The sequence below is a fragment of the Streptomyces sp. NPDC031670 genome, from assembly GCF_055580545.1.
This window is the reverse complement of sequence record NZ_JBVILC010000017.1, coordinates 41,333-53,347: the sequence shown is the minus strand read 5'-3', so window position 1 is coordinate 53,347 and position 12,015 is coordinate 41,333. Positions and strand designations below refer to the sequence as shown.

The window sequence follows — 12,015 nt, the reverse complement described above, 5'->3', positions numbered from 1 at the left end:
CGTCCCCATGGCCCGCTCAGGCTTCCCAGGCCGGGCGCTGCGTCTTGAACTGGCTGAAGATCTTCTCGAAGACCTCGTCGCCCGCGCCCTTGGTCTCGGCGCTGGCGCTCGCCGACATCATCTGGAGCAACTGGCGGAAGGGGAAGCCCTGGAGACGGGCGTTGAACTTCGGCGCGTACGCCTGGAGCACCTGCTCGGCGAGGTCGGTGAGGCCGCCGACGCCGATCGCGTACAGCCGGAAGCGGCGCGCCGCCTGCTCCTCGGCGAGGACCGGGACGAGCCGCTGCCAGGTGCGGCTGATGTGGCCGGTGCCGTCGGTGGGGAGGCCGTCGGTGACCAGGCAGATCTGCGGCCGGTAGTACTGGAAGCCCTGTGAGCGCAGCTCGGTCTTGCGGGCGGCGACCACGTGCATGGCCAGCTCCAGGGCCTCGGTCATCAGGGTGACCCCGGAGGCGGCGAGCCGCGGCGGCTCGAACATGTGGGCGGCGACGAACGGGCCGATCGGGGAGCCGGGTTCGAGCGCCTGGCCGCCCCGCCAGGCGGTGACGCCCCGGCCGCCGAAGGTGATGACGGCGACCTCGACGCTGTAGCTGAGGCTGACGTCGTCGTGGAGCTCGCGGGTCCACTCGCTCAGGGCCTGGTTGAGCGCCTCGATGGGCGGGCCCGCCATCGAGCTGGAGGTGTCCAGGCACAGCACCAGCGGCAGCCGCTGGGCGTTGTTCTCGAACTCGATGTCGGCGTACTCCGCCGGAAGCGTCCTCGGTGGCTGCTGCCTGCGCATCTGGCCTCTCCCCGTCCTTCGGTGTCCTCGCCGCGCCTCACCGTCCGTGCGGCGCCCTGCTGGTGACGTTGTGACCGTCGTCGGCGTACGCGTGGGCGTACAGGATCCCGGCGTCCTCGCCCCGGCCCTCGCTCACCTCGACGCGGGCGCCGGGGGCGGGCGCGGGCGCGGCGGGCTCGGCCCAGACCGCCCGGCGCAGGCACTGGTCGAGCTCGACGTACCCCTGCGGGTGCAGCGCGGTACGGACGACGGCGGTACGGCCCGGTCCGCCCGGGCCGCCGATGTCGCGGCCGGGCGCGCGATGTCTGCCCGCCGCACCGGCGGGGCCCGTACGGGCGCCAGGCACGGCTGCCGGGCGCCCGGCAGCGGGCACCGCGTACGCGAGGCGCGGGGCCCGCGAGCGGCGTACGGCGAAGGCCAGCGCGGTCACCAGGAGCAGCAACAGGGCGGCCACGCCGAGCGCCGGGACGAGCAGTGGGGAGCCGGAGCCGCCGCCGGAGCCGCCGACGCTGTCGAAGTTGTCGCCGAGCTCGGCGGCCAGGCCCTTGTCCAGGAGGTCTTGGCCGCGCAGGCGCTTGTCCTTCTTGCCGGTGGCGGCGAAGGTCCTGCACAACTCGCCCGGGCAGGCGCCCGCTTTCGCCAGGGCGTCCAGGGCCTCGGGGCCGAGCCGGGTGATCTCCGCGTCCGGGTCGACCAGCCGGTCGCCGGCGAGGACGAGCAGCAGGGTGCCGCCCTCACCGGTGGGGTGCCCGGCGGGGGCCATGACGATCAGCGGGCCGCGGTCGAGGACCGGCTTGTGCTGGGCGAGGTTCCAGTCGGCGGGCTTCCCGTCGAGCTCCAGCGGCTCGCGCAGGGTGACGAGGACGGCCGCGTTCCGGGTCACGGGGCCGACGCGGTCGGCCCAGCAGCCCAGCCGCTTGCCCAGGTTCCCCGGGCAGGACTCGTCGGCGGCGGCGGTCGGAGCGGCCATCGCGAGCAGGGTCAGCACCAGCAGGCCGGTCAACGGCCACAGTCGCCGCGCACCGCGCGAACCACACAGCAGCCCCATGGGCGAAACCTCCCCGTCCCCCGGAAAAGCACATCGCAAATATGGCGCCACCAGCCGCCGCACGTAAGGGTTTTGGCCATTCCGGGGCCATTCCGGAGCCATTTCGGGGCTGTTCCGGGGCCGTTCCCGGGTTTTGTCGCGGGCTTTCCGGGACCGCCCCCGGGCGGTATCCGAACACCTCTCCTAAAGCTGGAACACTTGATGGCACCGGAGGAACATCTGTCTCGCCTGTTCCACCCAGTCGCCCGCCAGGGAATCGAATTCGGCGCGGTTCATCCGGCAGTTGAGCGGCAGGGTGCAGACTCCCGCGATACAGGGCCTGGGCCCGCGTACGTCCCACACCGACAGCATCGGGACCAGCTGTTCGGTGTTCCACGCGTTCGCCGCGGCGGCGGCCGTCGCCAGCTGGTCGCCGCGCAGGAACCGGCCGTCGGTCATGAACGCGACCAGCAGCTTGGTGGTGGTCATGAACCGGACGGTGACGGCCCGTCCCGCGTCGGCGAGGTCGAAGCGCAGCGAGACGGAGACGGTGTCCTCCTCGCAGTGCAAGTGGCGTCCGGACGCCCAGGCACGGACCAGCGGGCGCCACTGGGCGCCCAGTTCGGCCCCGGCGCCCGCAGGCGTCCCCTCAGAGTGCCGCACGGCCCACCGCCTCGATCACCATGGCGTCGCTGAGGCCCGCGTCCAGGAGCGTCTGCGCGTGCAGCAGCAGACAGGACGGCAGGGAGGCCCGGTCCCCGGCGGCGCGCCGGCCGTCCAGCTCGCCGGTGCGGACCCGGATGCGGCGGGCCACGGTGGGCGGCGGCCAGGTCAGCGCCCGCGCGCTGCCCGCGTCCGGGCCGAGCAGGCCGCTCAGCAGCGCGTCCAGGCCGGGCCGGTCCTCGGGCCGCTTGGCGAGGCACTCCTCGACCAGGGGCCGCAGCTCGGCGGGTACGTCGTCGAGTTCGGGCTCGGCGTGCACCACCCGGTAGGCCACTCCGGCGCCGTGCCGGAACGGCGCGCTCCCCGTGACGGCGTAGACGAGGACCCCGCCGAGCGAGAAGACGTCGCTGGCGGGCCCGACCCGGGCACCGGTCATCTGCTCGGGCGACATGTAGGGCGGGGTGCCCATCAGCGTCCCGGCCCGGGTCAGCCCGGTCGCGCCGGCCACCATGGAGATGCCGAAGTCGATGACGCGCGGCCCGTCGGCGGCGAGCAGGACGTTCGAGGGCTTGAGGTCGCGGTGGACGACCCCGGCGCCGTGGATGGCCTGGAGCGCCTCCACCAGACCGGCCCCGAGCCGGCGGGCCTGGCCGCCGGTGAGCGGGCCGTCCGAGCCGACCGCCTCCGACAGGGCGGGCCCCGGCACGTACGCCGTGGCCAGCCAGGGCAGTTCGGCCTCCGGGTCGGCGTCGACGACCGCCGCCGTGAAGGCCCCGCCGACCAGCCGCGCGGCGGCCACCTCGCGCGCGAAGCGGCGCCGGAACTCCTCGTCGGCGGCGAGTTCGGGACGTACGACCTTGACGGCGACGGCCCGGCCCGCGGGCGACCGTCCCAGATACACCCAGCCCATCCCGCCGGACCCCAGCCGCCCCACGATACGGTACGGCCCCACCCGCAGCGGATCACTCACCGGTGTGCGCACCCTCGCGCCCCCCTCACTCGGCCCAACGCGCTCCGGGACCGAGTGTCCCGCCAACACCCGTCCGATGCAGCCACCCCGGCGAAAAACCACCACCCGGCGAGGACACCGGGCGCCACCGGCCGGAAAAGCGGCCGGCCCCCGGAGCCGTGAGGGGGCTCCGGGGGCCGGGCGCGAACGTGGCGGACCGTCGTGACCCCACTGGTCAGGGCGGTGTTCGGGGCAGCCCGCCACGAGTCTCGGGCGGGCGGGTCAGCCCAGGCGGGCGACCAGCGCGCGGTACTCGTCCCACAGCTCCTTGGGCGTGTGGTCGCCGAAGGTGTTGAGGTGCTCGGGGATCAGCGCCGCCTCCTCGCGCCAGACCGCGGTGTCGACCTTGAGGAGGAACTCCAGGTCGTCCTCGGCCAGGTCCAGGCCCGCGGTGTCCAGGGACTCCTTCGTCGGCAGGACGCCGATCGGGGTCTCGACACCCTCGGCCCTGCCTTCGAGGCGCTCCACGATCCACTTCAGGACGCGGCTGTTCTCGCCGAAGCCGGGCCACACGAACTTGCCGGCGTCGTTCTTGCGGAACCAGTTCACGTAGTAGATCTTGGGGAGCTTGGCGGCGTCCCCCTTCGCCGCGGCGTCCGCGCCGACCTTGACCCAGTGGGCCATGTAGTCGCCCATGTTGTAGCCGCAGAACGGCAGCATCGCGAACGGGTCGCGGCGCAGCTCACCGACCTTGCCCTCGGCGGCGGCGGTCTTCTCGGAGGCGACGTTGGCGCCGAGGAAGACGCCGTGGTTCCAGTCGAAGGACTCGGTCACCAGCGGGACGGCGGAGGCGCGACGGCCGCCGAAGAGGATCGCGGAGATCGGGACGCCCTTGGGGTCCTCCCACTCGGGGGCGATCGTCGGGCACTGGCCGGCCGGGACGGTGAAGCGGGCGTTCGGGTGGGCGGCCGGGGTCTCGGAGTCCGGCGTCCAGGCGTTGCCCTTCCAGTCCGTCAGACGCGCGGGGGCCTCCTCGGTCATGCCCTCCCACCACACGTCGCCGTCCTCGGTGAGCGCGACGTTGGTGAAGACGGAGTTGCCCCACAGGGTCTTCATCGCGTTGGCGTTGGTGTGCTCACCGGTGCCGGGGGCGACGCCGAAGAACCCGGCCTCGGGGTTGATCGCGTACAGCCGGCCGTCCTCGCCGAACCGCATCCACGCGATGTCGTCGCCGATGGTCTCGACGGTCCAGCCGGAGATCGTGGGCTCCAGCATGGCGAGGTTGGTCTTGCCGCAGGCGGACGGGAAGGCGGCGGCGACGTACTTGGACTCGCCCTGCGGCGGGGTCAGCTTGAGGATGAGCATGTGCTCGGCGAGCCAGCCCTCGTCGCGCGCCATGACGGAGGCGATGCGCAGCGCGTAGCACTTCTTGCCGAGGAGCGCGTTGCCGCCGTAGCCCGAGCCGTAGGACCAGATCTCGCGGGTCTCGGGGAAGTGCGAGATGTACTTGGTGGAGTTGCAGGGCCACGGCACGTCGGCCTCGCCCTCGGCCAGCGGCGCGCCGAGCGTGTGGACGGCCCGGACGAAGAAGCCGTCGGTGCCGAGCTCGTCGAGGACCGGCTGTCCCATGCGGGTCATGGTGCGCATGGAGACGGCGACGTACGCGGAGTCGGTGATCTCGACGCCGATGGCGGAGAGGTCCGAGCCGAGCGGGCCCATGCAGAAGGGCACGACGTACATCGTGCGACCGCGCATCGAGCCCCGGAAGATCCCCTTCTCGCCCGCGAAGATCTCCTTCATCTCCGCCGGAGCCTTCCAGTGGTTGGTCGGCCCCGCGTCCTCCTCCTTCTCGGAGCAGATGAAGGTGCGGTCCTCGACCCGGGCGACATCGGTCGGGTCGGACGCGGCGTAGTAGGAGTTCGGGCGCTTGATCGGGTCGAGCTTCTTGAACGTCCCCCTGGCGACGAGCTCCTCGCACAGCCGCTCGTACTCGGCCTCGGAGCCGTCGCACCAGACCACCCGGTCCGGCTGGGTGATGGCCGCGATCTCGTCTACCCAGGAGATCAGTTCCTGGTGGTTGGTCGGGACGGAAAGGGGAGCCGCGATGTCGCGCGCCACGATCGCTCCTTGTAGAGGGTTCGGTGATTCCCTTGTGAGGGTCTCTTCGTTCGTTGCCCCGTGGGGGCTGCGACCCGGACGCTTCGGTGTTACCTGGCGCTCATCCGGTGCCGACCGCACTCATCTGATCATCCGTGCCGCTCGCCCATATGTCCAGAGGCACTCTCACGTGAGCATCGCCACTCGACACCAGATGTTCACCTCCCGGCACGGGGCGGGCATACGGTTACCGGCCGCCCCCATCCGTAACTTACGGAGGCGTAGGTAGCATGCGGGACATGACTGATCAGGTGACGGCGCTCTCGCCGACCGGGCCCCTGAAGCCCCAACTGCGCGGCTGGCTGCACGCCGGAATGTTCCCGGCGGCGGTGGTCTCCGGCCTCGCGCTCACCGCGCTCGCCCACTCCACCCGCGGGCGTGTCGCCTGCGGGATCTACGCCCTGACCGCCTGTCTGCTCTTCGGCGTCAGCGCCCTGTACCACCGGGGCGAATGGGGGCCGCGCGGCGAGGCGGTGCTGCGCCGGCTGGACCACGCCAACATCTTCCTGATCATCGCGGGCACCTACACCCCGCTCACCCTGCTGCTCCTGCCGGACTCCACCGGGCGCGTCCTGCTCTGGGCGGTGTGGGCGGCGGCGCTCGCCGGCATAGCCTTCCGCGTCTTCTGGGTCGGCGCCCCGCGCTGGCTCTACACGCCCTGTTACATAGCGATGGGCTGGGCCGCGGTCTTCTTCCTCCCCGACTTCCTGCACACCGGCGGTGTCGCGGTGCTCGTCCTGGTCGTCGTCGGCGGACTGCTCTACAGCGCGGGCGGGGTGATCTACGGCCTCAAGCGCCCCAACCCCTCACCGCGCTGGTTCGGCTTCCACGAGGTCTTCCACTCCCTGACGCTGGCCGCCTTCGTCGTCCACTACATCGGTATCTCGCTGGTCGCCTACCGGCACGCTTGACCGCGACCACCTTTTGAGAGTTACTGTCACTTGACAGTAACTCTTACGGAGGTGTGCCATGACTGCCATGACACCGGGGCCCGGTCCCGATCCACGGCGCTGGTGGGCGCTGGCGGCGATGGTCGCGAGCATGCTCGTGCTCGGTTTCGACATGACGATCCTCAACGTGGCGCTGCCGACCATGGCCCAGCAGCTCGGCGCCACCACCGGCCAGCAGCAGTGGATGGCCGACGCCTACGTCGTCGTCTTCGCGGCGCTGATGCTCCCGGCCGGCCTGCTCGGCGACCGCTTCGGGCGCCGCCGGATGCTGATCGCCGGACTCGGTGTCTTCCTCGCCGGTTCCCTCGTCGGCGCGCTGACCGGCAGCGTCGGCGCGGTCATCGCGGCCCGCGCGGTCATGGGGATAGGCGCGGCCCTCGTCATGCCGCTCGCCCTGGCCGTACTGCCCTCGCTCTTCCCCGCCGAGGAGCGCACCAAGGCCGTCTCCATCGTCACCGCCTCCTCCGCCCTCGGTCTGCCGCTCGGCCCGATCATCGGCGGCTTCCTGCTCAACCACTTCTGGTGGGGCTCGGTCTTCCTGATCAACGTGCCGATGGTCGCGATCGGCATCGCCGCCTGCGCCTTCCTGCTCCCCGAGACCAGCGACCCGGCCGCGCCGCGCGTCGACGCCCTCTCCACCGCGCTCACCGCCGCGGGCCTGGGCTCGTTGATCTACGGCATCATCGAGGCGCCGACCCGCGGCTGGGGCGACCCGCTGGTCCTCGCCGCGCTCGCCGCGGGCGCGGTGCTGCTCGCGGCCCTGGTCGTACGGGAGCGGCGGGTGCCGCGGCCGATGCTCGACATGGCGCTCCTCGCCCACCGGCCGTTCCTGCTGAACACGCTGGCCGCGACGCTGGTGATGTTCATCCTCGCGGGGCTGATGTTCGTCCTGCCCCAGTACCTCCAAGCGGTGCTCGGCAACGACGCCTTCGGCACCGGGCTGCGGATGCTGCCGCTGATGGGCGGTCTGATGGTCGCGGCCAAGGCCGGCGAGCCGCTGGTACGGCGGTGCGGGGCGCGCGGCACGATCGGCGCGGGCCTGGTGGTGCTCGCCCTGGCGGCCTTCCTCGGCAGCCGCACCACGGTGGAGAGCGGCTACGGCTTCACCGCGCTGTGGCTCACCCTCACCGGGCTCGGCTTCGGCTTCGCCATGGTCCCCGCGATGACGGCGGCGCTGGCGACCCTGCCGCCCGACCGCGCGGGCAGCGGCTCCGGACTGCTGATGACCGTACGCCAGGTGGGCAGCGCCATCGGGATCGCGCTCCTCGGCTCGCTGCTCGCGGGCGTGTTCACCGACCGGCTCGACACGGCCGGGGTGCCGGGGCCCCTCGCGGACCGGGCGGGCGACTCGGTGGTCGCCGCGCACCTGGTGGCGGCGCGTCTGGGCGACGCCCGGCTCGCCGCGTCGGCCGACTCCGCGTACGTCCACGGGATGTCCACGGTGCTGCTGGTGTGCGGGGTCGCGGCCCTGGTCACCGCGCTGCTCGCGGTGGCGCTGCTGCCGGGGCGCGAGCCGCCGCGCCCGGAGGTGCCGGAGCCGGCGAAGGCGCCGGTGGGGGCCTCGGACGCGGGGGACGCCGTGGATGCCTGAGAATGTCGACATGGCCGCCACCCCTCGCACCCGTTCCCTCGACTCCGTCGCCGAGGACATGCAGCCGCAGCTCGGGCTGCGCGAACGCAAGAAGCTCAAGACCCGCGTCGCGATCCGGCGCGCCACCTACCGGCTGATCGCCGAGCAGGGGTACGACGCGACGACGGTCGAGCAGATCGCCGAGGCGGCCGAGGTCTCGCCGTCCACGGTGTTCCGCTACTTCCCCACCAAGGAGGACATCGTCCTCACGGACGAGTACGACCCGGTCATGGTCGCCGAGCTGCGGGCCCGCCCCGCGGACGAACCGCCCCTGGACTCGCTGCGCCACGTCGTCGTCAAGGCGACCCGCCTCGCCCTGGAGACCGACCGCGAGGAGATGATCCAGCGCACCGCCCTGCTGGTCCGGGTACCCGCGGTGCGGGCCCGCCTGATGCAGTCCTTCGCGCTCACCAGCAGACTGCTGAACGAGGTGCTGGCGGAGCGGACCGGCCGCGCGGAGGACGACCTGGAGGTGCGGGCGTTCTCGACGGCGGTACTGGGGGCGATCTACGAGGCGACCGTGTACTGGGCCGAACGCGACCACCGGGACGACCTGGTGGAGCTGGTGGAGCGCTCCCTGAACACGATCCGGGACGGGCTGCGGGGCTGAGCGTCCCCCGAGGGACGGGGCCGCGCCCGCCCGGCGCGACCGGCCACCCGTCGCCCGCGGGCGGAGAGCCGGAAGGGGCCCGGGGCGGAGCCCCGGACCCCCGACGGTCAGCGCCGGCGCGCGGCCAGGGCCTTCGCCGCCTTCAGACGCCCCGGCGCGAGGGCGTCGATGGCGCCCGCGCCCTCGCCGGGCTTCAGCTCCCAGCCCCGCAGCTTCGCGGCCACCCGGCGCAGCCCCGAGTCACCGGGGCGGACGTCGATCTGGAAGTGCGACTCCTTGGGGACCGGCTCGTCGCCGCCCCACTTCACCACGCCCTCCAGGTCCGCCAGGATGTCGCGGACGATCACCAGTTCGTGCGGGAAGAAGCCGTCGCGCGAGCGCACCGGATACAGCAGCGGACGGATCGCGACCGCCGTTGCGGAGAGATGGTTGCTCTCGTACGGCGCCGCCCCCGCCCGGGCGGTGGTGTGGCCGACGACCTCGCCCGCGCCCAGCGTGTGCAGCTCGTAGTGGTAGCGGCGCACCACATGGGTGAGCACGGTCGCCACATCGCCGTCCAGCGCCGTGAAGCAGAGCCCGCCCGCGCCCTCGACCCGGTGCGACGGCGCCGAGACGACGACGGGCCAGCCGTTGGCGGAGGTTCGGCCCCGCCACTCCGTCGCGGCCGGGACCGCCGGGACCGCCGGGACCGCCGGGACCGCCGGGGGCGTGGCCGCGAGGGCCGTCCCCGCGGTCCCGCCCGCGACCAGCGCCACGCCACCGGCGACTCCCGCGCCGGCCACCAGGAAGCGGCGGCGGTCGATGCGCGCCGACTGCGTCATGGCATCACTCATGGTTCGGTTCCTCATCACTCTCGTCACTCTCGTCCCGGACCTAGCGGCCCTTGGCGTTGGCTTCCTGGAGGGCGCGGTCGCGGAGCCCGTCCGCGAAGCCCCGGCAGAAGTCGGTGAGGGCGGAGTCGGCGAGGTCGCCCGGCATCGCGGCGCTCCCGCCGGCGATGTCCTTGATGAGCTTCTCGCGCCCGGCGGCGAGGACCGGGTCGATCTCCTTCAGCAGGATCGAGCGGGCCATGGTCACGGCGTAGTCGGTGCTGCCGCCGAACCGCTGCGCGAAGTAGTCCCGGAAGCGGCTCAGGACACCGGCGTCGCGTTCCCCCATGCCGTAGTGCTCACGGACGACACCGAGCAGATTTCCGCCCTGCTCCACCCGGCGGGCGATCAGATAGCCGTCGGCGTCCTCGATCAGGTCGGTGAAGCCGAAGGTGGAGATCACACCGACCTTCGCGAACTTCGCCTTGCAGTAGTCGTATCCGGACGGATACGCCTTGACGTCGCGCCGCCACTCGCCGTAGAGCGTGACCAGGTCACCGCCCCATCCCGCGAAGTCGCCGGCGCCGACCGTCCTGACGTCGCCGTCCTTCTGCGGCCTGACGTAGTGGCCGTTGGCCGCCGCCAGCAGGTGCTCGGCCCCGATCATGGCCCCGGTGACCGGGTCCTTGAACTCCTGGAGCAGCGACGCGCCCTTGCCGTTCGCGAACTTGATGAAGTCGGGGTTGGGCCCGCCTATGAGCGCCCACCACTGGGGGCCGCCGTACGTCTTCTGGCGCCCGTACTCCATCACGAGCTGGTTCGGGTCGCCCTTCTCGAACTGGAGCGCGAGCGGATAGAGCTTGGTGATGTAGTCGACGAACGTGGAGGCCGGCTCCACGGTCGCGTGCACGGTGTTCTGGCCGGTGTCGCTGCCGCTGCGGTGCGCGTCGTTGTCCAGGTCGAACGAGTCACCGCCGGAGCCGAACCTGAACTCCTTGATCTGGTTGAACGCCCAGTTCGGCGGCAGCGGGAAGCCCAGGTTCCCGGAGAAGCCCCAGGACATGCCGGAGACGAAGGAGTAGCGGGCGTCGGTCTCCTTGCCGACCTGCGTGCACACGTTCCGCGAGCCGTAGACGCCGTGGACGTACCGCGCGCCGCGGTTGGCGAGCCCGGCCTGGACCCCCTTGAAGTAGGGCACGATGTTCGACGCGATCTCGTCCGCGGTGGCGTCGTAGTCGACCGCGAAGTAGATGACCGTACCGCGGTTGAAGCCGTAGGCCTCGGCGCACGAGTGGGCGTTCAGCGCGTGCGCGAAGCCCTGCGAGTAGGTGAAGTCCTGGAGTCGGCGGGCGTTGTCCTGGTAGATCGGGAAGACGCTCAGACCGGCGGCGAAGATGTCGGCCAGCTCGCCGTCCTTGATGTTCTTGTCGAGCGTGCTGCCCGGCGGGTCGAACAGGTAGCGGCCGACGTGGGTGTAGCCCGCCTTGAACAGGGCGTCGGCACGCGGCCGGGTGATCCGGAAGCGGGTGTCGCAGGCGCTGGTGGAGCGGTCCGGGTCACCGGTGGAGACCAGCAGCTGGGCCCAGGTGCGGTAGTCGCCCCGGCCGTCGCGGGTGTCCAGCTCGGAGAACCGCTGGAAGATCCTCACCCACTCGGTGAGCTTCGCGTCGAACGTGTCCCGGAACGTGGTGGCGACGTCCTCGTCGCCCTTGGCGCTGGGGATCGGCGAGTTGAACACGCACGCCGCCGAGAAGAGCTGCGCCCAGATCCCCGAGTCGCCCTCCTTGACGGTGTGGTTCTTCAGCCCCGCCTGGGTGCCGGGCCCGAACGCACCGGTGGCCTGCTCGTCGGGGATGCCCAGCTCGTACTGGATCGCCTTCATCAGCGACTTCTGCACATCGCGGGAGTACACGCCGTCGGCGGGCCCGACGAAGAACGACGAGCGGGTGAAGTAGCGCCCGTTGAGCCAGCGCTGGACCGCGCGGACCCGGTCGGTGCCGCCCAGGGGGGACGAGACGTAGGCGTCCATGCTGAGCAGCGCCTTGAAGACCTTGGGCGACACCAGGCCGTTGGAGGCGTCGATGCCCGCGTCGTCCTTCAGCGCCCGGACCGACCTCTCGGTGACGGCGGCGTACGCGCCCGTGCCGTCGCCGCCCCAGTACCCCTTGCAGAACAGCGCGTGCTCGACGATCTTCTTGATGTTGACGTTCTGCTCGTTCGGGCCGATGTCGTCGCGTTTGGCCAGCGTCGCCAGCGTCCCCGGTCCGAAGCTCGCGACCAACGGGGCCATACCCAGCTCGGCCTGGAGCGCCATCGTCAACGAGAACATCGTCGACCAGCCGGTGCGCCCGTCCTCGGGGCACCTCGCGTAGCCGGGAACCGTGGCATAGGTGGCGTTGACCCACCTCTGGGCAGCAAGGACCTTCTCGTCCGCCATGT

Annotated in this window: 10 protein-coding genes; 3 read left to right on the top strand and 7 right to left on the bottom strand. The window is 72.0% G+C overall.

The annotated features are described in order from the left end of the window. Window positions 1-16 precede the first annotated feature (16 nt). The 5 genes from ACZ5ID_RS27525 to ACZ5ID_RS27505 all read right to left on the bottom strand — a co-directional run bounded on the left by ACZ5ID_RS27525 (window position 17) and on the right by ACZ5ID_RS27505 (window position 5,538). Entirely contained in the window at window positions 17-781 is a 765-nt protein-coding gene (locus tag ACZ5ID_RS27525) for a vWA domain-containing protein (RefSeq protein WP_468903082.1), read from the bottom strand. 37 nt (window positions 782-818) lie between these two features. Further along, window positions 819-1,829 (bottom strand): hypothetical protein, encoded by a 1,011-nt coding sequence (locus ACZ5ID_RS27520; protein ID WP_468903080.1) that lies wholly within the window; start codon window positions 1,827-1,829, stop codon window positions 819-821. A gap of 183 nt (window positions 1,830-2,012) precedes the next feature. Continuing rightward, window positions 2,013-2,471, bottom strand: coding sequence for a hypothetical protein (locus ACZ5ID_RS27515; RefSeq protein WP_468903078.1), 459 nt, complete (start codon window positions 2,469-2,471; stop codon window positions 2,013-2,015). Beyond that, window positions 2,458-3,441, bottom strand: coding sequence for a serine/threonine-protein kinase (locus ACZ5ID_RS27510; RefSeq protein ID WP_468903075.1), 984 nt, complete (start codon window positions 3,439-3,441; stop codon window positions 2,458-2,460). The genes ACZ5ID_RS27515 and ACZ5ID_RS27510 overlap by 14 nt, the downstream gene beginning before the upstream one ends. Window positions 3,442-3,702: 261 nt before the next feature. Continuing rightward, a complete protein-coding gene (locus ACZ5ID_RS27505) occupies window positions 3,703-5,538 on the bottom strand; it encodes a phosphoenolpyruvate carboxykinase (GTP) (RefSeq protein ID WP_468903073.1) in 1,836 nt (611 codons plus the stop codon). 269 nt (window positions 5,539-5,807) lie between these two features. Here ACZ5ID_RS27505 and trhA point away from each other — a divergent pair, with 269 nt between their 5' ends. From trhA to ACZ5ID_RS27490, 3 genes are read left to right on the top strand one after another with little or no spacing between them, the layout of a single operon-like run. Beyond that, entirely contained in the window at window positions 5,808-6,488 is a 681-nt protein-coding gene (trhA, locus tag ACZ5ID_RS27500) for a PAQR family membrane homeostasis protein TrhA (protein WP_468903071.1), read from the top strand. A 58-nt stretch (window positions 6,489-6,546) separates the two neighbouring features. Beyond that, window positions 6,547-8,118 carry an MFS transporter gene (locus ACZ5ID_RS27495; protein ID WP_468903069.1) on the top strand — a complete coding sequence of 524 codons (1,572 nt, stop codon included), beginning with the start codon at window positions 6,547-6,549 and terminating at the stop codon, window positions 8,116-8,118. Window positions 8,119-8,128: 10 nt separating this feature from the next. Continuing rightward, window positions 8,129-8,767, top strand: a complete 639-nt coding sequence (locus tag ACZ5ID_RS27490; RefSeq protein WP_468903067.1) for a TetR/AcrR family transcriptional regulator — start codon at window positions 8,129-8,131, stop codon at window positions 8,765-8,767. A 107-nt stretch (window positions 8,768-8,874) separates the two neighbouring features. Here ACZ5ID_RS27490 and ACZ5ID_RS27485 read toward each other — a convergent pair whose 3' ends face one another. Then, window positions 8,875-9,600: a hypothetical protein gene (locus ACZ5ID_RS27485; protein ID WP_468903065.1), complete on the bottom strand. Its 726-nt coding sequence runs from the start codon at window positions 9,598-9,600 to the stop codon at window positions 8,875-8,877. 40 nt (window positions 9,601-9,640) lie between these two features. Beyond that, window positions 9,641-12,013 (bottom strand): glycoside hydrolase domain-containing protein, encoded by a 2,373-nt coding sequence (locus tag ACZ5ID_RS27480; RefSeq protein WP_468903062.1) that lies wholly within the window; start codon window positions 12,011-12,013, stop codon window positions 9,641-9,643. Window positions 12,014-12,015: the final 2 nt, after the last annotated feature.

What these genes read in the sequence shown, in the direction of transcription:
- ACZ5ID_RS27480 (WP_468903062.1), bottom strand. Translation starts at nt 12,013, where the DNA reads ATGGCGGACGAGAAGGTCCTTGCTGCCCAGAGGTGGGTCAACGCCACC.
- ACZ5ID_RS27485 (WP_468903065.1), bottom strand. Translation starts at nt 9,600, where the DNA reads ATGAGTGATGCCATGACGCAGTCGGCGCGCATCGACCGCCGCCGCTTC.
- ACZ5ID_RS27490 (WP_468903067.1), top strand. Translation starts at nt 8,129, where the DNA reads ATGGCCGCCACCCCTCGCACCCGTTCCCTCGACTCCGTCGCCGAGGAC.
- trhA (WP_468903071.1), top strand. Translation starts at nt 5,808, where the DNA reads ATGCGGGACATGACTGATCAGGTGACGGCGCTCTCGCCGACCGGGCCC.
- ACZ5ID_RS27495 (WP_468903069.1), top strand. Translation starts at nt 6,547, where the DNA reads ATGACTGCCATGACACCGGGGCCCGGTCCCGATCCACGGCGCTGGTGG.
- ACZ5ID_RS27520 (WP_468903080.1), bottom strand. Translation starts at nt 1,829, where the DNA reads ATGGGGCTGCTGTGTGGTTCGCGCGGTGCGCGGCGACTGTGGCCGTTG.
- ACZ5ID_RS27525 (WP_468903082.1), bottom strand. Translation starts at nt 781, where the DNA reads ATGCGCAGGCAGCAGCCACCGAGGACGCTTCCGGCGGAGTACGCCGAC.